The following is an 18,653-nucleotide window of genomic DNA, read 5'->3' on the forward strand; positions in this document are numbered from 1 at the left end:
TATGAGCACTTCCGTGACCGAACCCGAACAGCCCACGCGCACCTTCCTGCAGCGCGTGCCCACGCCGGTGTTTGTCACGGTCTACGGCGCACTCGTCGTCGCCGCGGTGGTGGGGGCCGTGTTCGGGCTGCGCTACACCGCAGACGCGGAACGCACCGAGGCGTCCCTGCCACAACCGGTGCGCCCCTTTAACCCGGCCCCGGCCGATCCTGCCAATGTGGCGGCGAGTGTGCGCCCCCACCTGATCCAGAACCTGCAGGTGGGCAAAACCAACACTGGTGTGATGGCGCGTGGCGATCTCGCCGAGTACGTCATGAGCGATTCCACCGAGTTCGCCGGCCACGTCTCACGCCTGCTCGAGCAGAACTGCCTAGACACGCTCGAGCTGACCACCCCAGACGGCATGCGGGTGAACTTCTGGGGCTTTTGCTTTGCGACGATACCCGCCACCACCATCCAAAACACCTTCGATTTCGCCGTAGCCCAAGGCGCTGACTCCGCGTCCTTCGCCGTCTACCCCGCCCAGAACAACTTCCACGAAATCAGACTGATCTGGACCGACGCGGAAGCAACCGGCTACGACGCGAAGCAACTCGAGCGGCAGTGGAAGCAACTCGACCGCCCCGACGAGATCGACCGCATCGCGTTCTTCGGCTACTACGACGACGAGGTCATCGTGGTGGACAACGACAAGAAGGACGGCAGGTCCACCAAGACGTTCCCCGCCGGTGAGGCGTTCAACGAGAAGTGGGGCCTCGAGCGCTAACTACCAGCGCGCATTACCAGCTATGATTACCAGCGCTGGGGCACGAGATCCGCGTCAGGCACGACGTGGTTGATCACGGCCATCACCTGGTTGATGTTGGAGTAGCTCATCAGCAGCGGATCCTCCATGCCTTCGAAGCACTCCTCCCCCGCACGGCCAGCCTCGGTTCCTGAGACCACTCCGATGACCGTGGCGCGACCGTTGATCTCGGTGAACACTGGCCCGCCCGAGTCGCCCGAAGCGGCGCAGACGGAGGCGATGTCGCCGTGGGTTTGGGCCTCGGCGTCGTCGTCAAGATTCACGATCTGCACACGCTGGGTCGCCTCAAACTTGCCGCAGGTATAGCCGGTGGTCGCGCCGGTTTTGCACACGCGGTCGAGATCGTGCAGGTCCTTGGCGATACCGGTCGCGATCGGAGCACCAACGACATCCATGAACCGCTCGGTATCGGTGATCTCGATGATGCCGACATCGATACCTTTCGTTTCCTCATTCGCGTCGCCGTACATGCCGGAATAGATGAACTTGCCCACCTCGTGCGCGTAGTCGAAGGCTGTCTCCGCATTCGTCGGCCACACAAGGTCACCCGCACGCCCGCAGTGGCCCGCAGTCACGGCATAGGCTCGGCCGTCAGCGCCAGTAAACGAGAACGCTGCAGTGCACGACTGAGCGGTGAAGTGTTCACCCGGCTCCGGGTAATGGTCCGTGGACTGAATGCGCGTACCCGGCGCCCACGGCGCGAACGCAGGCACGAGCACGTTGCTCTCCTCCACCGGTGCAGGCGGGGCCTCATCCGGCGTTTGCACACGCTCAAGCGCGTGGCGCTCCTCCACCGTGGGAGTTGGGAATTGGCTCGTGGTCAGCCCGAGCCACACCACCATCGCAACAGCAGCAAGCGTTGCGACGATCACCGTAATCCACCCACCGGTCCGCAAACCCGTACGCCGCTGAGTGGGCGGCGCAGACAGAGCAGGCTGCGCGGGCGTGCCGGGCACGCCGGGCATGTCCGGGAACTGCCACTGCTGGCCATCCTCCGGCTGGTAGCGCCGCGCCAGGTTGTCGCCGCCTGCCTGATGTTCAGGGAAGGTCAAGCGCGAGCCTTACTTGTCGGCGTCGGAGTTTTCGGCGTCGGTGTCGTCGTCAAGAAAAAACTTGTCACCCTTGGCGGCTTCCTCGGCCTGGATCTTGATGTCGCGCAGGAACTTCTCCGGATCGAACTCCGTGTACTGCTCAGGGCCTGCGAACTGCTCTTGTGCCATCGGTGGGGATCCTTTCCTAGACGTCCGTGCGCTCGATTGCGTCGGCGATGAATGCCTTGACCTGCTCGGCGTCATTCGGCAGATCCACAACGTGGCGCTCGGCATCCATAATCGCGGCGAAGCGCTCCGGCACCTCCGGAAGCTCGCCAATTGCCTCCACAATGGTATCCGCGAATTTCACCGGCAGCGCAGTCTCCAGCACAACAATGGGAGTTTCTACGCTGTCTGCCAGCTGCTGCGCCACGAACACGCCGTCGGCGGTGTGCGGGTCGATAACCACGCCGTACTCGTCCTTGATGCGCTTGATCGTGGCAATGCGGTCCGCATGCGTCGAGGTGCCCGAGCCGAAACCGTACTTGTCGGTGATGCGCTCAAGCGTATCGGTGTCCAGCGCGAAGCCGCCCTCTTTGACCTTGGTGCCGAAGAGCTCGCGGGTGGTGTCCGCGTCGCGGTCCAGCGCGTCGAAGATCATGCGCTCAAAGTTCGACGCCTTGGAAATATCCATCGACGGCGACGAGGTGGCGTACGTGTCGGCTGCGGAACGCGGGCGGTAATCACCGGTGGTGAAGAACTCGTGCAGGACGTTGTTCTCGTTCGTCGCCACGATCAGGCGATCAAGCGGCAGCCCCATCTGCTTGGCAATGTGGCCTGCGCACACGTTGCCAAAGTTACCGGTAGGCACGCAGATCGAAACCTGCTCCTCGTTCGTCTTCGTCGTCTTAAGGTATGTGGCGATGTAGTACACCACCTGCGCAAGCAAACGCGCGAAGTTAATGGAGTTGACCGCGCCGATCGAGTACTTCGACTTAAACTCCGCGTCCGCGCTGACTTCCTTGACCACGTCCTGGCAATCATCGAAAACGCCGTCGAGCGCGATGTTGAAAATGTTCGGGTCGTCCAGGCCGAACATCTGGGCCTGCTGGAACGGGGTCATACGCCCGGCCGGGGTGAGCATGAACACGCGGATGTTGTCGCGGCCACGCATGGCGTACTCGGCCGACGAGCCGGTATCGCCAGAGGTCGCGCCCAGAATATTGATCTCTTCGCCGCGGCGCCCGAGTTCGTACTCGAAGAGCTCGCCGAGCAGCTGCATCGCCATGTCCTTAAACGCAGCGGTCGGACCTTCGGAGAGGTGCGCGATGTGCAGGCCGTCGTTCAGACGCGTAACCGGCACGATCTCCTCGTCCGCGAACACCGGGGTGCGGTACGCACGCTTGGCAATCGCCTCGAGGTCCTCCGCCGGGATGTCATCGACGAACAGCTTCAACACCTCTGCGGCAAGTGCGGCGTAGCCGTCGTTGGCCAAAAGGGTGCGCCACTCGTCGAGAAGCGCCGGCGAAAGTGTCGGGTACACCGCCGGCATAAACAGCCCGCCGTCCGGGCTTAAGCCGGTGAGCAGGATGTCAGTGAAGGAACGGGCCTGGGCAGTTGCGTCGCGCGTCGAAATGAAGTCCACGCCGGGCAGTCTACGTGATCGGTGTATGCCCTTGGTCGGAATGGGCATTTACGTTCAGCGTCGGCAGGCCCGGAAAGCCGCACTTTGGTGCGGTCGTGGGGCCTCGATTCGTTCATATGCAGGGCTCGATATGCGTAACTGCAGGTCAGCGCAAAATTGGGAAAACGGCCCGAAAGGTATCTCCAAAGCCGTGACCAGGACTTACGCATATCGAGCCCTGCATATGAACGTTGGAGGGGCGGTGGCGCGTTAGCGGTGCCGGGGCGCCGGGGGCGGTGGCGCGTGAGCGCGCACCGGCGGGGTGCTGCGGCGGTGCCGGGGTGCTAGTGGCGCGGGGGCTCCTGGCGGCCGGTGAGGATGTCCACGACGGAGCGGATTGCGGCGTCGCCAAGCGGTGCCACCGAGCGCTCCTTCGGCTGCTCCGGTGTGGATGCCCGGCGCGGGCTCGGCTCGACGGTGACGTTAAGCGTCGTGTCGTCGAGTTCGAGCTTTGCGGACGGGTCGATGCCGGCGACGCGGGCGGCGTCGACGAGTGCGACGAGGTCGGCGAAGGTTGCGTTGTCAAGGTCGATAGTCATGTTCACTGCCATGCCCACAGAGCTTATTGATTCCGCAACCGCCGCGCCTAGTCGAATTCCAGGGACTGCTTTTCGCCCCAGAACACTTCCTCAACCACGCGGTGGGCGCGCCGGGTGATGCGCAGGTAGTCCTCGAGAAACTCTTGCTGGTCGTCGGGGTCGTATCCGGCAGAGCCAGCGACCTGGGCCAGTTGCGGGCCCGGTGCGGGGAGCTGGTCCTCACGCTTGCCGGAGACGAGCACAATAGCGTTGCGGGCGCGGGTCGCGGTGAGCCACGCGGTGCGCAGGGTTCGCGCCTTGTCGGCGGAAAGCACCTCGGGGTCGTCGAGCTCCACGAGGAAGTCCAGTGCGTCAAGTGTGGACGGGGTGCGCAGTTCGTGATGACGATGCGCGTGCGCCATGGTGATCAGTTGGACGGTCCACTCCACATCGGCAAGTGCGCCGCGGCCAAGTTTGGTGTGGGTGGCCCGGTCGGCGCCACGGGGCAGGCGCTCGTTATCCACGCGGGCTTTGATGCGGCGGATCTCGCGAATATCGGCGGGCGTTGCGCCGGCCTCGGGGTAGCGGAACTCGGCGATGGCCGAAAGGAAGCGCTCCCCTACCTCGCGGTCGCCGGCGACGACGTTGGCGCGAAGGAGTGCTTGGCGCTCCCAGACTTCGCCCCACTCGCGGTAGTAACGCACGTAGGAGGCAATGGTGCGCGTCACCGGTCCGGAGCGACCCTCGGGGCGCAGACCCAGGTCCACCTCCAGCGGCGGGTCGCCGGATGGTTTGGACAGGCGGGTACGGATCTGGTCGAGCACCTTCGTGGCCCAAGCGATGGCTTCTGTTTCGTCGACGCCGTCTGCTGGTTCGGTGACCACCATGACGTCGGCGTCAGAGCCGTAGCCCAACTCGGCGCCGCCAAGCCGGCCCATCCCGATCACTGCGATTCGTGCGGGGGCCTCGTCGAGACCAGCGGCGGCAGTGGTCGAATACACCTCTGCCTGCAGCGCGGCCTCAAGGACCGCGTCCCACACATACGTCAGTTCCAGACAGACCTGGCGCACCTCCATCAGACCGAGCAGATCAGCCGCAGCGATACGGGCCAACTCGGCCCGGCGCAGGGAACGCGCCACCGACACCGCTTTCTCCGGGTCGGCTTGGTGGCGCTTCGCGGAGGCAATGATCGCCTTATGCACCTGATCGGGAGCCACCTCGAGCAGGCGCGGGCCGGCGGAGCCATCCCCGAGCAGTTTCACCACGTCAGGTGCGGAAATGATCAGGTCGGAGGTGTACGGGGAGGTGCCGAGGATGTGCATGAGGCGTTGGGAGGCCACGCCTTCGTCGCGAAGCATGCGCAAAAACCAACTGCGATCGACAGCGGCCTCGGACAGCTTGCGGTAGTTGAGCAGGCCCTGGTCGGGGTCGGCGGTGTCGGCCAGCCAGTGCATAAGCGATGGCAAGAGGATGGTCTGGAGTTTCGCCTTGCGGGAGGTGCCCTTGATCAGCGCGGTCAGGTGGTCGAACGCGCGCGCCGGGTGGCGGTAGCCCAGGGCTGCCAACTGGTCCTTCACACCGGCGGCGGAAAGTGTTGCTTCACCGACGGTGAGGTCCACCACGGCGTCCAGCAGCGGGCGGTAGAAGAGACGCTCGTGCAGCGTGGCCACCTCGTGGCGGATGGCCTTGAGATGCCGGTTCATCGCCTCAGGGGCGGACCCGCGCGGGCCGGCAGAAAAGCCTGCGGCGCGGGCGAGCCACCGGTTGCGCTTCTCATCATCGGCATCTGGCAGTTGGTGGGTGCGCTTGAACCGCTGCAGTTGGAGACGGTGCTCGAGCAGGCGTAAAAACTCGTAGGCATCGGTGAGCACTTTGGCGTCCTCGCGGCCCACGTATCCGCCTTTGGCCAGGTCGGCGAGGGCTTCGAGGGTGTTGCGGGCGCGCAGGGTGTCGTCGATACGCCCGTGCACGAGTTGGAGGAGTTGGACGGCGAACTCGACGTCGCGAAGCCCACCGGGGCCGAGCTTGAGTTCACGGTCGCGCACGTCTGCGGGCACGTTTTCCAGCACGCGGCGGCGCATGGCTTGGACGTCTTCGACGAAGGAGTCGCGCTGGGACGCCTCCCACACCAGCGGCGACAACGCGTCCGAATACGCCTGGCCCAGATCCATTGACCCGGTCATCGGACGGGCCTTGAGCAGTGCCTGGAACTCCCAGGTCTGCGCCCACTTTTTGTAGTACGCCACGTGCGAATCAAGCGTGCGCACCAGGGCTCCGGCTGCGCCTTCGGGTCGCAGGTTCGCGTCCACGTCAAAGAAGCAGGCGGAGCCGATGCGCATCATCTCGCTGGCCACGCGCGTGATCTTGGTGGTCACAGGCTCGGCGACGAATACGACGTCCACATCCGAGATGTAGTTCAGCTCCCACGCGCCGCACTTGCCCATGGCGATGACAGCCAAGTCCGCGTCGACATCCTCATCGCCGTAGACTTCCCGCACCGCGACCGCAAGCGCAGCCGTCAGCGCCGCATCCGCCAGGTCCGTGAGCCGGTCCGTGGTGTAGGCGTACGTCATTGGTTCGCCCTCGCCGAAGCCCTTCACCGCGGCGAAAGTGCCGGCCAGGTCTGCGGCTGCAACGCGCATCACGAGGTTGCGGTGGGCTGTACGGAGCTTTTGCTTTGCGACGCCAACCTCACCCACCTCAGCCCTATACAGGCCCGGCCCGTCCGCATCCACGCCAACCGCGCCGAGCATGGTGCGGAACATGTCGGGGCGGGACGGGAGGTCGTCGCAAAGCAAACGCCACTGCTCAGGATTGGCAATGAGGTGATCCGACAGCGCTGTCGAGCCACCGAGCAGCGCGAAGAAGCGCGTGCGGAAAATCGAGTTCGCGCGCAGTTCGGCAAGCAGCTCGTCCCACGAATCCAGTGCCTCATGCAGGCGGTAAGCGTTGTTGAGCGCCAGATCCGGATCCGCGGCACCCGCCAACGTGTAGCCAAGCTCCTCGGCATCAAAACCGAGCTCGGCTAAGTCCTCGGCGGCGCGCGGGCTGGTCAGGCCAAGTTTCGCGGGCTTCACTACAAATCAATCCCGGTTTCGATCTCCCACGGGGTGATCTTCGAGGTGTACTCGTGCCACTCCTGCCACTTCGCACGCAGGAAGAATTCGAAGACCTGCTCGCCAAGCACTTCCGCCATGAACTCGGAGCGCTCCAGGTGGCGTAGCGCCTGATCAAGCGAGGTCGGCAGGTCCCGGTACCCCATGGCGCGGCGCTCACGTCGGGTCAGCGCGAAGACGTCGTCGCGTGCTGGCTCGTCGAGCTCGTAGCCCTCCTCGATCCCCTTCAGGCCGGCCGCCAGGATCGCCGCGTAGGCAAGGTAGGGGTTGCAGGCAGAATCCAGCGAGCGCACCTCCGCCCGGCGCGACTCCGCCTTGTGCAGGCGGTAGGTGGGCACACGCACCATCGCGGAACGGTTCGAAATGCCCCAGGTCGCCGCGGTCGGCGCTTCGGAGCCGAACTGGAGGCGCTTGTACGAATTCACCCACTGGTTAGTCACCGCGGAGATTTCGCTGGCGTGCTCGATAATGCCGGCGATGAACTGGCGGCCGGTTTTGGAGAGGCTGATTTCGTCGTCTGGATCGTGGAACGCGTTGGTGTCGCCTTCGAACAGGGAGAAGTGCGTGTGCATCGCCGAGCCTTCAAGGTCCGCGAACGGCTTGGGCATGAACGTGGCGTGCACGCCGTTAATCTCCGCGACGGTCTTGACCAGATAGCGGAAGGTCAGGATGTTGTCAGCCATGGTCAGCGCGTCGGTGTGGCGCAGGTCGATCTCCTGCTGCCCCGGCGAACCCTCGTGGTGGGAGAACTCGGTGACAATGCCCATGTACTCGAGTGCGGACACCGCCATGCGTCGCAGGCGCGGCGCCTCGTTGCGTTTGGCTTGGTCGAAGTAGCCGCCTTTGTCCGCTGGTGTTGGTGGCTGGTCGCCCTCGCCGGGTTTGACCACGTAGAACTCAATCTCGGGGCTGGCCAAAAACTCAAAGCCCATGTCGCGGGCGTTGTTGATCTGGCGGCGTAGTACCTGGCGCGGATCCGCGAACAGCGGGCCGCCGTCGGGCATGGTGATGTCGCAAAACATGCGCGCGGTCTGCAGACCAGAGTCCTCATCGAACGGCAACGGCTGGTACGTCGACGGGTCCGGGCGCAGCAGTGTGTCCGACTCGGAGACGCGAGAGAAGCCCTCGATCGAGGATCCGTCGAAACCCACGCCCTCTTCGAAGGCGCTCTCGAGTTCCGCAGGCGACATCATCACCGTTTTCAGCGAGCCGAAAATGTCGGTGAACCACAGGCGGATAAATGCAATGTCTTGCTGCTCGACGAGTCGCAGCACGTTGTCGGTTTGGGCGCTCATGGCACATAACTGTAGCGGGCGCCGCGATTCGAAAACGGGCCAAGCGCAAATCGGCGTGCGCGCTAGACTCGGAGGCATTACATGCGCTGAAACTGCGTCGATCACATGTCGAACCCGCGTCGGTGAGGAGAACACACGCACCATGTCCGAACAGGCTGAACAGGCACCACAAAACTTCCTTGAGGTGGAGATCAAGTTGGCGGTGGATGAGGACACCGGCATTCCTGATCTCATTCAACTGCCGGGGGTGACGTCGATTGAGTCCACGCAGGAGCACAACCTGTCTGCGGTCTACTACGACACGGCCGATCTGCGCCTGACGCGTTCCAAGATCACGCTGCGTCGTCGCACCGGCGGTTCGGATGATGGCTGGCACATCAAGTTGCCGCAGGAAGATGGCCGCAAGGAGGTGCGCATGCCTCTCGACGACCCCACGACCGTGCCCGACGCCCTCCTGTCCCAGGTTCGCGCCATTGTGCGCACGGAAGCGCTCGAGCCGATCGCACAGGTGGATAACCGCCGCGTGGAGATCACGCTTGCAGGCCAAGATGGCCCGGTTGCGGAGTTTTGCGACGACCACGTCACCGCCTGGTCCCTTCTTCCCGGTGGTGAGCGCACCACCTGGCGCGAATGGGAGCTCGAGCTCGCCGACGCCCTTGCGGGCACCGAGGCGGGCGATGACCTGATTACCCAGGCAGGTTCCTTCCTGATCTCTGCGGGCGCGCGCAAGTCCTCCTCGCCGTCGAAGTTGGCCACCGCGCTTGGTGATTCGATCAAGTCCGCTCCCCTGCCCCCACACGTCCAAGGCGAAGTTGAGGAGGGGACGCCGGCTGCGGCGGTGGTGTCGTCGCTACGCAAACAGCGCGACGCGATCGTGGGTTGGGAACCGCGCGTGCGCGCCGATGAGTTCGATTCCGTCCACCAACTGCGCGTGGCCACCCGCGAGATGCGCTCCCTGCTGGAGACGTTCGAGGGCATCCTCGAAGGCGAAGCACTAGCAACACTCGAGGATGAACTGAAGTTCTCCGCCGGCGTGCTCGGTGTCGCGCGCGATGCGGAGGTTGTGGAGGAGCGTTTTCTCGCCCTGCTGGATTCGGACGAATCTGGGCTTATCGACGACACCGCGCGCACCCATATCGAACACGACATGCGCCGCGACTACGAGGCCGCCCACGCCGACATTGTGGAGATGCTGGACTCCGAGCGGTTCATGTCGCTGCTGGATGCCGTAGATGCCCTGCTGGCGGAGCCGCCAGTGGCGGTTGGTGACGGCGCTGGGGATGATGACGGCGCCAAGTCGGAGAAGAAGCAATCCAAGGAGGTCCTTTACGACCACCTCAAGCGCGGCTACAAGAAGTTGAAGAAGCGCCACAAGAAGGTCGCCGAATACTACGACGACACCACCTTGCCGCTGCACGAGCGCGAGGACTACGTCCACGACGTGCGCAAGGCTGCCAAGAAGTTGCGCTACTCCGCCGTCGCAGCCCAGGAAGCAGGCCTGAAGGCAGGGCGTTTGGCTAAGGCGTGCAAGGCGCTGCAAAGCCAGTTGGGTGACTTCCAGGACGCGGTGACCTCACGCGACCGCATCGAGCGGCTCGCTAACGAGGCCCGCGAGCGCGGCGAGGACACCTTCTCCTACGGCATGCTCTACCAGCGCGAACTCGACCGCGGCGAGGCGTCGCTTCGCGATTACGACGACACCGTGCGCGAAGTGCGCAAGGCGTTTAAGAAGATCAAGCCGTAAGACACGGCCCGGCGGGGATTACTTCTCCCAAGAAGGGGTCTCGCCCCAGTCATCGTCGGCTTCGTCGGCGGCATCCGCTGCTTTGTTGCGCTGCGCTGCAATCGCCAGGGCGTTTTCAGCTTCCTCGCGCGTGGCGTACGGGCCCATGCGGTTATCCCAGGATGCTTCCTTGCCCTGGGTGACCTCGCCGGTAGACGGGTTGTAGTAGTACTGCTCGTCGGCCATGATCTGCTCCTTTATGTTCGTTGCTTTTACCGCCCCTACCCTACCGAGACGGTTGGTAGTGTGGTGGCCGTTAAGGAGCGTGTAATGGCAGCATTTCAAACCCCCAAAACTTCCCCCGCCCAGCGCGTCCGCGCAGCTCACCCAGGCAGCGGACATGTGGCATCCGCACCGGCGACGTGGGTGTTGATCGGCGAGAACGTTGACCACTTTGGTGGTGTGACGTTGGCTGGGACGGCGTCGCTACGTGCGGCTGCGGCGGCGAGCCCGCGTGACGACGACACCATCGCCCTGACCGCCCGCGGCCCCTTCGGCGACTTCACCGCCAAAACAACCCTGGCCGCGCTGCACGAGGACGAGGTCACAGATCCGCTCGCACGACGCTGGACCGGTTTGGTGCAGTCGCTGATCCAACGCCAGGTTCTCTCCCGCGACACTGCAGGCCTGGACATTACGGTGGAGTCCGACGTGCCGCTCGGTGCCGGTCTTGGCTCGTTGTACGCCGCCGATGCCGCGATCGCGCTGGCGTTGGCGGGCGGTCACGGCGACATCGATACCGCACCCTTCCGCACCCGGCTCGCGGAGATCTGCTCGCACGCCGTAGCCACCTACTCATCGCTGGCGGTGCTGCGCGCTCGCCACTCCGTGGCCCTGCGTGGCGGTGGCACAGGCGTAAGTGTTCTCGACTACGCCGACGGGTCACTGACCGAAGCGCCCCACCCCGCCCGCCACGGCGTGCGCGTGTTCTCCCTGGCCAAGGAATTGGGCAAGCCGTACGACGTGCAGACTAAGGCGATTGCGAACCGCCGCGAGTTTATCGACGCCGCCTGCTCCAACTTCGGCGTCGAATCCCTTCGCCAACTGCCCGACGCCACCAACCGCGTCGTCCAGTGGGTCGAGGCACGCCGCTCCGTTGGCGACGAGACCGCACCCGATCCCGACGTCGCCCGCCAGTGGGTGCAGTTCTGCGAAACCGAAACGCTTCGCTCCCTTGCCGCCGCCAAGGCGCTGCGCTCCCGGCGCGCCAACGAGCTGTTCACGCTGCTGAACTCCCCGTCCGAGGCCCACGACCTGACCACCCCGGACGCGCTGGTCGCCCTGGCGCGCGAGCGTGGTGCCGTCGCTGCCCGCCCAGCCGCCACGGGCACCTCCGACGCGGTGATCGCGTTCGTGCCTGTGCAAGACGCCGACACGTTCGCCGCCGTAATGGCGAAGGATCTCCAGGTCGTGGAGATCACCCCGGGTGAGGTCGCCCGCCTCGAGGTGTAAGCGCTAGTCCAGCGCTAGTCCGCGGGCCAGGCGAAGCCGACCTCGCGGGCGTCGATGTCGGCGTGGACGAGTGAGAACTTCGTGGATACGCCTTCCTCGGGCGCACCGGCGGAGGGTGCGAGCACTGGCGGGTCGACGATGAACACGCGGGACTGCTCCTCGCCAGATTTGAGCGTCACACCGTCGAAGTTGTGGCCCACCCACGGCTCGAGCACCGTCGCTTCGGTCAGATGCAGGCAGGCTTTTTCCACCGTGTTGGCGAGCTGCGAGGAGCGTCCCATGGTTTTCAGCATGCGTGCGGCGTCGCGGGTGACCCACTTCGGCACGGGTGTGCCGGCGCAGATGGCGAGGCAGACTTCGGTGGCGAAGCGGTCGATAAGCCTGCGCAGCGGCGCCGTAACGTGGGCGTAGTAGCCGCCGATCCCGGCGTGGACCTCGGGAGCGTCCTTGGACAGGTCGACGTAGCCGGAGCCGCGCAGGAGTTTTTGGGCTTCGCGCATGACGGCCATGCCGTGCGGGGTGTCCGCGTCCACGCCGGCCAGGAATTCGCCAATGTCGCCGGTGACGTCGAAGCCCAGGTTGCGGGCCTCGCGGCGGAACTCGGCCTCGCTTTCCGCTGACGCCGGCTGGAGGGTACGCAGGAACCCCACGCCGGCGTCCACCATCATCTGGCCTGCAACCATGCCGGTGAGCAGGGAGATCTCCGAGTTGTAGTCCATGATCGGGTGGCGTGGCTCAATGGCGAGTTCGTAGGCGTCTCCGTCGCGGGCCACGCGCACGGACGGCACACGCAGGTTGATCGCGTGCCTGCGTAGCGACGACTGCTGACGCAACCGGCCAACCTCCGGCAACAGTGCAATCGAGGGGTGTATGGAGCCATCCTCCAGGGAGGCGTGCACGCCCTCGTAGTCCAAACGCGCCACCGAGTGGACGAGTGCGCGCTCGACGTGGGCCGAGTCGACCTCCCCTTCCCCGTCCAGGTCGAAGGTCCACAGCACGGCGGGCCTATCCACGTCCGGCAGCAGCGACGCCGACCCTTCGGAGACTTCCTCCGGGTGCAGGCGTGCCGGCTCGTCGGGCAGGTAGATCGTCTGGCCGCGCTGCAACGACTCCTCGTGCACAGCGGAGTCACTGTCCACGAACGCCGCCACGTCCGCAATCGCATACCGCACCCGGCACCCGCCACCGGCACGCTGCTCCACGAACACGGCCTGGTCCAAATCTTTAGAGCCGGCCGGGTCGATGGTGACAAAGGGGATATCGCGGGCGTCGATACGCGCATCCGCGAAACGGTCCACCAACTCCGAGGCCTCTGCGTGCAACGATGGCGCAAAGTCGGTGGGCACGTCGAATTCGCGCGCAATGGCGCGGAAGTTCAGGGGTGCGGCGTAGAGCTTCATAAAACGCCATCGTGCCACGAAGTGGGCGAATGAGTCGGCCTATGAGCCGGATTCTGTCCCCCGCAAGCGGGGTGGCGACCATCCATCTGGGTCACCCATCGCTGGGTGCCTCAAGCAGCTACCTTCGGACTGGGCGGGCAGCCTCATCACATCCGACGACCTCTGCGCACGCGCAGGGGTTCTTGCCTTGCTCCCGGTGGGGTTTACCTGGCCACACGTGTTGCCACGCATGCCGGTGCGCTCTTACCGCACCCTTTCACCCTTACCCCGCACAAGGCGGGGCGGTCTACTCTCTGTTGCACTTTCCCGCGGATCGCTCCGGGTTGCTGTTAGCAACCACCGTGCCGTGTGGAGTCCGGACTTTCCTCGACGTGCGCCTGCCTCAATGCTGAGGTGGTTCGCGCCGCCGCGGCCGCCCGGCCGGCTCATTCGCGGTCTAAAGCATACGCCTTTAGGGCGTGAGAGCGGAACCGCCACAAACACGCCGGGTTAGAACGGGACCCCGCTGCGGAAGATGATGTTGGCGTACGGGGTCGTCTCCCCCGTGCGGACCACGAACTTGCAGTCCGCAAGGGCCTGTTTGAGGTGTTCGTGGTCGACGCGGGTGGGGTCGTCGCAAAGTAATGCGACCTCATCGGGCGCTTGCGTAGCGACGACCGCACCTTCCACCACAACCTCATCCAGAATCGCTTCGACGACATCGGCAAAGCGGGGCACGCCGAAGACCAGCGCGAGGTCCACGACCTCTACCCCGGCCGGGATGGGCAGGCCGCAGTCCGCCACGGCGAACGTGTCGGTGTGGCCGAGGCCGTTGATCGCGCGGGCCAGTTGGGCGTTGAGAATGCCTGTCTTGCGCATTACTCGAAGTCGCCTACGTTTTCCTTGGTCACGGTGACAACGTCGACCGGGACGATGGCGGTGGCGTCTTCGTCGCGAAGCAGCTTCGCAGCCTCCTCAACCGCACGGGCGCCGAGCTCGCCCGGCTGTTGGGCGATGGTGGCGTGCATGCGGCCGTCGGTGACTGCCTTCAGGCCGTCGGTGGTGCCGTCGAAGCCGATGACCATGACGTCCTTGCCGGCACGATCGCCGAGTGCCTCGATGGCGCCGAGGGCCATCTCGTCGTTCTCCGCGAAGATGGCCTTCACGTTCGGGTACGCCTGCAGCAGGTTGGTGGCCACGTTCAGGCCTTCGGTGCGGTCGAAGTTAGCGGTCTGCTCGCCGACAACCTTGATGTTCGGGTAGTTGGCAATGCCCTCCTTGAAGCCCTTGCCGCGGTCGCGGGAGGCGGAGGAACCGGCGATGCCCTGCAGGATGAGGATCTCGCCCTCTTCGCCGATGGCCTTGGCCAGCTCGTCGGCTGCCTGCTTGCCGCCGGCGACGTTGTCGGAAGAGATGAAGGAGGCGACATCGCCGCCGTTGGAGGAACGGTCCACGGCGATGACCGGGATGCTGGCGTTGTTCAGGGCCTCGACAGCCGGGACGACGGCATCGGAGTCGGTCGGGTTGACGATCACGGCGTCGGTGCCGGAGGTGATCGCGTTGTTGAGCTGGTCGATCTGGGTCGCAGCGTCATCGGAAGCATCCTGGACGTTCAGGGCGATGCCGAGTTCGTCGGCCTTCTCCTGGGCGCCGTCGCGAAGCTGGACGAAGAACGGGTTGGTCTGGGTAGACAGCGCCAGAGTGACCGCGCCCTCGTCGGCGGAGTCGCGGTTGCAGGCGGAAAGCGACAGGGTCATGGCCGCAGCAGCAACGATGGCGGTGGCCTTACGAGCGAAAGACATTTCGGGTTCTCCTTGAAGTTGTGAAAAGGGGGTCTATACGGTGGTCTTCTTGCGCAGCACGTCGAAGCCAACGGCAGCGGCGATGACCACACCGATGACAATCTGCTGCCAAAACGAGCTGACGTTGAGCAGGTTCAGGCCGTTGCGGATCACGGCGAGCAGGATCGCGCCGACGAGCGTGCCGGTGGCCTTACCGGTGCCTCCGGCTAGCGACGCGCCACCGATGACCACGGCGGCAATCGCGTCGAGTTCGTAGCCCACACCGGCCTGCGGCTGCGCGGACGACAGGCGGCCCGCCATGACCAAACCGGCAAGCGCTGCGAACAGCCCGCTGAGCGCGTATACGGCGACGAGCACCCGCTTGACCGGAATGCCGGATAGTCGCGCGGCCTCCTCGTTGCCACCGATTGCGTACATGGAACGGCCCAGCACGGTGCGCGAGAGGATGAACCAGCACAGCACGCCGGCCAGCAGCATCATCAGAATCGGGATAGGGAACTTTCCGGCGTTGGAGCCGAGCCAGTTCACCTCCTCGGCGGTAGCCATCGGCGAGCCCTGGGAGATCACCAAGGTGGCGCCGCGGGCAATGGACATCATGGCCAGGGTGGAAATGAACGCCGGGAGTTTGCCGTAAGCGGTGGCGATACCGCTGACGGCACCTGCGGCGAAGCCGGTGAGCAGACCCGCGATCAGCGTCAGCCAACCGGGCCAGCCTGCCTCGACGAAGAAGTGCGCCGAGACCATGGCACTGAGTGCCGCCACCGCGCCGACCGACAAGTCAATGCCCGAGGTGACGATGACGAACGTCATGCCGAACGCCAAAATCGCCACGGTGGCGGCCTGCACGCCCACGTTGATCAGGTTGTTCACCGTGAGGAAGTGCGGGGTGGCGATGAACAGCGCGATGCACAGCACGATCAGGCCGACGAGCGCGCCGTTGTTCATGATCCAGTTGATGACGCGCTGGCGAGTACTCAAGCGCTCATCCGTAGTCGTTCCCGTCATGCGCGGGCCTCCGTTTCTGTAAGTGGCGTTTCTGTAAGTGGTTCGACGTGGTCTTCGACGTGGGACACCGCCAGCGCCATAATCTCGTCCTGGGTGGCACCCGCGGGCAGTTCGCCTGCGATGCGGCCGCCGGACATCACCAGGATGCGATCCGACATGCCAATAACCTCAGGCAGTTCCGAGGACACCATGAGCACTGCGCCGCCGGCCTGGGTGATGTCGTTGATGATGTTGTAGATCTCCACTTTGGCGCCGACGTCGACACCGCGCGTGGGTTCGTCGAGAAGCAAAATGTTCGAGCCCGCCAGCACCCAACGACCGAATACGGCCTTTTGCTGGTTGCCGCCGGACAGGTTGCGGATCTCCTGATCGATGCCGGCCATGCGCACGCGCAATTGCTTGGCGACGTCATCCGCACGCTTGCGCTGACCACCCACATCCGCGATCCCTGCGCGTGACGACGACCGCAACGTGGCCAGTCCAATATTCTCCCCCACCGTGGCACCAAGCACGAGGCCTTGCGCCTTGCGGTCCTCGGGCACGTGGCCGATGCCGCGCTTGATCGCCTGAGCGACGGAGCCGGACGGGAGTGGCTCGCCGTTGATGGAAACGGTGCCGGAATCGACGTGGTCGGCACCCGCGATGGCGCGCACGACCTCGGTACGGCCCGCGCCAACAAGACCCGCCAGGCCGACGACTTCGCCGGCGCGGATCTCGAAGGAGACATCCTTGAACTTGCCTTCCGTGGTGAGGTTTTCCACGGTCAGCAGCGGTTTGCCGATCTCTTTATCCACCTTCGGGTACTGGTCCTCGATGTCGCGGCCGACCATGTAGCGCACGAGTTCCGCCTCTGGGGTGGTGGCGGGGACCTCGGCGACAAAGTTGCCGTCGCGAAGCACCGCCACACTGTCGGCGATACGGGCGATCTCGTCCAGGTGGTGCGAGATAAACACCATGCCCACCCCGTTGGCCTTCAAATCGTCGACCACCATGAACAACTGGTCAACCTCGTGGCCGGTAAGGGCCGCGGTGGGCTCGTCGAGAATCAGCACACGCGCATCCATCGACAACGCCTTCGCGATTTCAACCAACTGCTGGTGCGCAATACCGAGCTCGCCGACCGGCGTGTCCAGGTCCACCTTCAGGCCGATGCGGTCGATGGCTTCAGCGGCGATGCGGCGCATCTCCTTGAAGTTCACCAACCCCATCCGGCGCGGCGTGCGCCCGAGCGTGATGTTTTCTGCCACCGACAGCGTCGGCACCAGGTTTAACTCCTGGTGGATCGTGGCAATACCGTGCGCTTCTGCGGCCTTGGTGTCGGGCAGGGTGACCGGTTTATCGTCGATAAGAATGCGCCCCGAGGTGGGCTGATACACGCCCGACATCATCTTGATCAGCGTCGATTTACCCGCGCCGTTCTCGCCGAGCAGCGCAAGCACGCGACCCGGCTCGACGGCGAGCGAGACGTTATCAATCACGTTGATCGGCCCGAATGACTTCGAAATGCCGTCCAACCGGATCAGGGGTTTTACCGCTGTGGTCATCTGCTGCACCTCCTTGGAGTGAAGTTGAAATTGCTGGATTCTCGAATAGTCAATGTGGTGGGTAACACCTCGTGCTGCGAGGTCGGCTCCCCACGGATCAGCGCGGCGATCTTCTCCCACGCACGTCTGCCGACGTCCTCCACATGTTGCTCAATCACCGTCAACGGAACGGGCTGCATCTGAAACGCCGGCTGGTCATCAAACCCAATCAATGCGAGGTCTTCGCCGAGACCAATCTTGTGGTCCAGCACGTACTGCAGCGCGCCGACCGTCATCATGGAATCCCCCGCGATAATCGCCGTCGCACCACGCTTGAGCAGGTCAGCAGCGCCCGCAAAGCCCTCCGCGCTGCTGTAGCCGCCGCGGAAGATCAGGCCGTTCGTCTCTTTGGTTTCGCGGATCGCGTCGTGGAAGCCTTCCAGTCGCTGCAGCCCCGTCGACGTACTCGACGGGCCCGCGATGTAACCGATCCGCGAGTGGCCGTTGTCTTTGAGGTGCTGGACGGCCTTGCGGATGGAGGCCCGCGCGTCCGTAATCACCGACGGCACCTCCAGCCCCGGCAGCACCCGATCCACCTGCACAATCATCTGGCCCCGATCCAGCAGCGACTGCACCATCGGCGCGCTATGCATCGACGGCACAATAATCGCCCCGGCCAGCTGCTGGCCGCTAAAGGTCTGCAACGCGGCGTCGAGTTGGCCGGCGTCCTCGTTGGTGGTGGCGATCATCACCGAAAACCCATCGGTGTCCGCCGCCTGCTGAATCGACGCCGCCAACTGCGCGAAAAACGGATTGACCAGGCTCGGAATGGTTAGCCCCACCGCGGTCGACGCTGCCGAGCGCAACCCCCTCGCCTGCAAATTCGGCACGTAATTCAACTTCGCCGCCGAATGAAACACCCGGTCCCGCGTTTGTTTCGAGATCGCCGGGTTTCCCGCCAGCGCCCGCGACACCGTGGACGGCGAGACACCGGCGTCGAGCGCAACCTCGCGCAACGTGGCCCGTGCTGCCATGGGTCCCTCCGTGTGTGTCCGGATCGTGTTGGGTGCTAGTGATGTGTGCAAACGTTTGCACCATGTGCAGAACAACCTAAACTGCAGCTGAGCGTCAGGTCAATAGCGCCACACCCCCACACACCCCCGAACGTTGGACTGCCGGCGCCATTTCGTGTGGTTTTGCGGCGGCGTTGGTGGCCGCCGCGGTCGCCCCCCCCCCCCCCCCCCCCCCCCCCCCCCCCCC

16 protein-coding genes and 1 other RNA gene are annotated in these 18,653 nt (G+C 64.7%); 3 read left to right on the forward strand and 14 right to left on the reverse strand.

From position 1 onward, the window contains the following. The first annotated feature begins 1 nt into the window (after position 1). A complete protein-coding gene (locus HMPREF2690_RS05990) occupies positions 2–766 on the forward strand; it encodes a hypothetical protein (RefSeq protein ID WP_070450827.1) in 765 nt (254 codons plus the stop codon). 26 nt (positions 767–792) lie between these two features. Here HMPREF2690_RS05990 and HMPREF2690_RS05995 read toward each other — a convergent pair whose 3' ends face one another. The 6 genes from HMPREF2690_RS05995 to HMPREF2690_RS06015 all read right to left on the reverse strand — a co-directional run bounded on the left by HMPREF2690_RS05995 (position 793) and on the right by HMPREF2690_RS06015 (position 8,449). Beyond that, positions 793–1,857, reverse strand: a complete 1,065-nt coding sequence (locus tag HMPREF2690_RS05995) for a S1 family peptidase (RefSeq protein ID WP_245167870.1) — start codon at positions 1,855–1,857, stop codon at positions 793–795. A gap of 9 nt (positions 1,858–1,866) precedes the next feature. After that, positions 1,867–2,025: a hypothetical protein gene (locus HMPREF2690_RS12160; protein ID WP_168161888.1), complete on the reverse strand. Its 159-nt coding sequence runs from the start codon at positions 2,023–2,025 to the stop codon at positions 1,867–1,869. A 16-nt stretch (positions 2,026–2,041) separates the two neighbouring features. Continuing rightward, positions 2,042–3,481, reverse strand: a complete 1,440-nt coding sequence (thrC, locus tag HMPREF2690_RS06000) for a threonine synthase (RefSeq protein ID WP_070614611.1) — start codon at positions 3,479–3,481, stop codon at positions 2,042–2,044. Positions 3,482–3,804: 323 nt separating this feature from the next. Beyond that, positions 3,805–4,071 (reverse strand): hypothetical protein, encoded by a 267-nt coding sequence (locus HMPREF2690_RS06005; RefSeq protein ID WP_070422144.1) that lies wholly within the window; start codon positions 4,069–4,071, stop codon positions 3,805–3,807. A gap of 35 nt (positions 4,072–4,106) precedes the next feature. Then, entirely contained in the window at positions 4,107–7,115 is a 3,009-nt protein-coding gene (locus HMPREF2690_RS06010) for a bifunctional [glutamine synthetase] adenylyltransferase/[glutamine synthetase]-adenylyl-L-tyrosine phosphorylase (RefSeq protein WP_070820383.1), read from the reverse strand. Continuing rightward, entirely contained in the window at positions 7,115–8,449 is a 1,335-nt protein-coding gene (locus HMPREF2690_RS06015; protein ID WP_070820384.1) for a glutamine synthetase family protein, read from the reverse strand. The genes HMPREF2690_RS06010 and HMPREF2690_RS06015 overlap by 1 nt, the downstream gene beginning before the upstream one ends. A 142-nt stretch (positions 8,450–8,591) precedes the next feature. On the opposite strand from HMPREF2690_RS06015, the gene HMPREF2690_RS06020 reads away from it, so the two are divergent. Then, complete coding sequence (locus tag HMPREF2690_RS06020; RefSeq protein ID WP_070820385.1) at positions 8,592–10,193, forward strand: CYTH and CHAD domain-containing protein; 1,602 nt, start codon at positions 8,592–8,594, stop codon at positions 10,191–10,193. Between the two features lie 18 nt (positions 10,194–10,211). Here the strand turns inward: HMPREF2690_RS06020 and HMPREF2690_RS06025 are convergent, their stop codons facing one another. After that, positions 10,212–10,418, reverse strand: coding sequence for a hypothetical protein (locus HMPREF2690_RS06025; RefSeq protein WP_070422140.1), 207 nt, complete (start codon positions 10,416–10,418; stop codon positions 10,212–10,214). Positions 10,419–10,502: 84 nt separating this feature from the next. Between HMPREF2690_RS06025 and HMPREF2690_RS06030 the strand changes: the two genes are divergently transcribed. Continuing rightward, positions 10,503–11,684 (forward strand): galactokinase family protein, encoded by a 1,182-nt coding sequence (locus HMPREF2690_RS06030; protein ID WP_070820386.1) that lies wholly within the window; start codon positions 10,503–10,505, stop codon positions 11,682–11,684. A 14-nt stretch (positions 11,685–11,698) separates the two neighbouring features. On the opposite strand, the gene HMPREF2690_RS06035 is transcribed toward HMPREF2690_RS06030, so the two are convergent. The 7 genes from HMPREF2690_RS06035 to HMPREF2690_RS06065 form a co-directional block, all read right to left on the reverse strand. After that, on the reverse strand, positions 11,699–13,084 hold the full coding sequence (locus tag HMPREF2690_RS06035; RefSeq protein WP_070820424.1) for an RNB domain-containing ribonuclease: 1,386 nt from the start codon (positions 13,082–13,084) through the stop codon (positions 11,699–11,701). 26 nt (positions 13,085–13,110) lie between these two features. Beyond that, positions 13,111–13,512: RNase P RNA component class A (rnpB, locus tag HMPREF2690_RS06040), an RNA gene on the reverse strand. A gap of 61 nt (positions 13,513–13,573) precedes the next feature. Then, positions 13,574–13,942 carry an RbsD/FucU domain-containing protein gene (locus HMPREF2690_RS06045; RefSeq protein WP_070422137.1) on the reverse strand — a complete coding sequence of 123 codons (369 nt, stop codon included), beginning with the start codon at positions 13,940–13,942 and terminating at the stop codon, positions 13,574–13,576. Continuing rightward, positions 13,942–14,865 (reverse strand): D-ribose ABC transporter substrate-binding protein, encoded by a 924-nt coding sequence (locus HMPREF2690_RS06050; protein WP_070820387.1) that lies wholly within the window; start codon positions 14,863–14,865, stop codon positions 13,942–13,944. Before HMPREF2690_RS06050 ends, HMPREF2690_RS06045 begins: the two co-directional genes overlap by 1 nt. A gap of 33 nt (positions 14,866–14,898) precedes the next feature. Next, the gene (locus HMPREF2690_RS06055; RefSeq protein WP_070771570.1) at positions 14,899–15,870 is read right to left on the reverse strand and encodes an ABC transporter permease; all 972 of its coding nucleotides are present in this window, start codon (positions 15,868–15,870) and stop codon (positions 14,899–14,901) included. Further along, the gene (locus tag HMPREF2690_RS06060) at positions 15,867–17,414 is read right to left on the reverse strand and encodes a sugar ABC transporter ATP-binding protein (protein ID WP_070820388.1); all 1,548 of its coding nucleotides are present in this window, start codon (positions 17,412–17,414) and stop codon (positions 15,867–15,869) included. Before HMPREF2690_RS06060 ends, HMPREF2690_RS06055 begins: the two co-directional genes overlap by 4 nt. Beyond that, entirely contained in the window at positions 17,411–18,427 is a 1,017-nt protein-coding gene (locus HMPREF2690_RS06065) for a LacI family DNA-binding transcriptional regulator (RefSeq protein WP_070820389.1), read from the reverse strand. Before HMPREF2690_RS06065 ends, HMPREF2690_RS06060 begins: the two co-directional genes overlap by 4 nt. Positions 18,428–18,653: the final 226 nt, after the last annotated feature.

This window comes from Corynebacterium sp. HMSC034E11, from assembly GCF_001835905.1.
Taxonomy (GTDB): domain Bacteria; phylum Actinomycetota; class Actinomycetes; order Mycobacteriales; family Mycobacteriaceae; genus Corynebacterium; species Corynebacterium coyleae.

What these genes read in the sequence shown, in the direction of transcription:
- HMPREF2690_RS05990 (WP_070450827.1), top strand. Translation starts at nt 2, where the DNA reads ATGAGCACTTCCGTGACCGAACCCGAACAGCCCACGCGCACCTTCCTG.
- HMPREF2690_RS12160 (WP_168161888.1), bottom strand. Translation starts at nt 2,025, where the DNA reads ATGGCACAAGAGCAGTTCGCAGGCCCTGAGCAGTACACGGAGTTCGAT.
- HMPREF2690_RS06005 (WP_070422144.1), bottom strand. Translation starts at nt 4,071, where the DNA reads ATGGCAGTGAACATGACTATCGACCTTGACAACGCAACCTTCGCCGAC.
- HMPREF2690_RS06015 (WP_070820384.1), bottom strand. Translation starts at nt 8,449, where the DNA reads ATGAGCGCCCAAACCGACAACGTGCTGCGACTCGTCGAGCAGCAAGAC.
- HMPREF2690_RS06020 (WP_070820385.1), top strand. Translation starts at nt 8,592, where the DNA reads ATGTCCGAACAGGCTGAACAGGCACCACAAAACTTCCTTGAGGTGGAG.
- HMPREF2690_RS06025 (WP_070422140.1), bottom strand. Translation starts at nt 10,418, where the DNA reads ATGGCCGACGAGCAGTACTACTACAACCCGTCTACCGGCGAGGTCACC.
- HMPREF2690_RS06030 (WP_070820386.1), top strand. Translation starts at nt 10,503, where the DNA reads ATGGCAGCATTTCAAACCCCCAAAACTTCCCCCGCCCAGCGCGTCCGC.
- HMPREF2690_RS06035 (WP_070820424.1), bottom strand. Translation starts at nt 13,084, where the DNA reads ATGAAGCTCTACGCCGCACCCCTGAACTTCCGCGCCATTGCGCGCGAA.
- HMPREF2690_RS06045 (WP_070422137.1), bottom strand. Translation starts at nt 13,942, where the DNA reads ATGCGCAAGACAGGCATTCTCAACGCCCAACTGGCCCGCGCGATCAAC.
- HMPREF2690_RS06050 (WP_070820387.1), bottom strand. Translation starts at nt 14,865, where the DNA reads ATGTCTTTCGCTCGTAAGGCCACCGCCATCGTTGCTGCTGCGGCCATG.
- HMPREF2690_RS06055 (WP_070771570.1), bottom strand. Translation starts at nt 15,870, where the DNA reads ATGACGGGAACGACTACGGATGAGCGCTTGAGTACTCGCCAGCGCGTC.
- HMPREF2690_RS06060 (WP_070820388.1), bottom strand. Translation starts at nt 17,414, where the DNA reads ATGACCACAGCGGTAAAACCCCTGATCCGGTTGGACGGCATTTCGAAG.
- HMPREF2690_RS06065 (WP_070820389.1), bottom strand. Translation starts at nt 18,427, where the DNA reads ATGGCAGCACGGGCCACGTTGCGCGAGGTTGCGCTCGACGCCGGTGTC.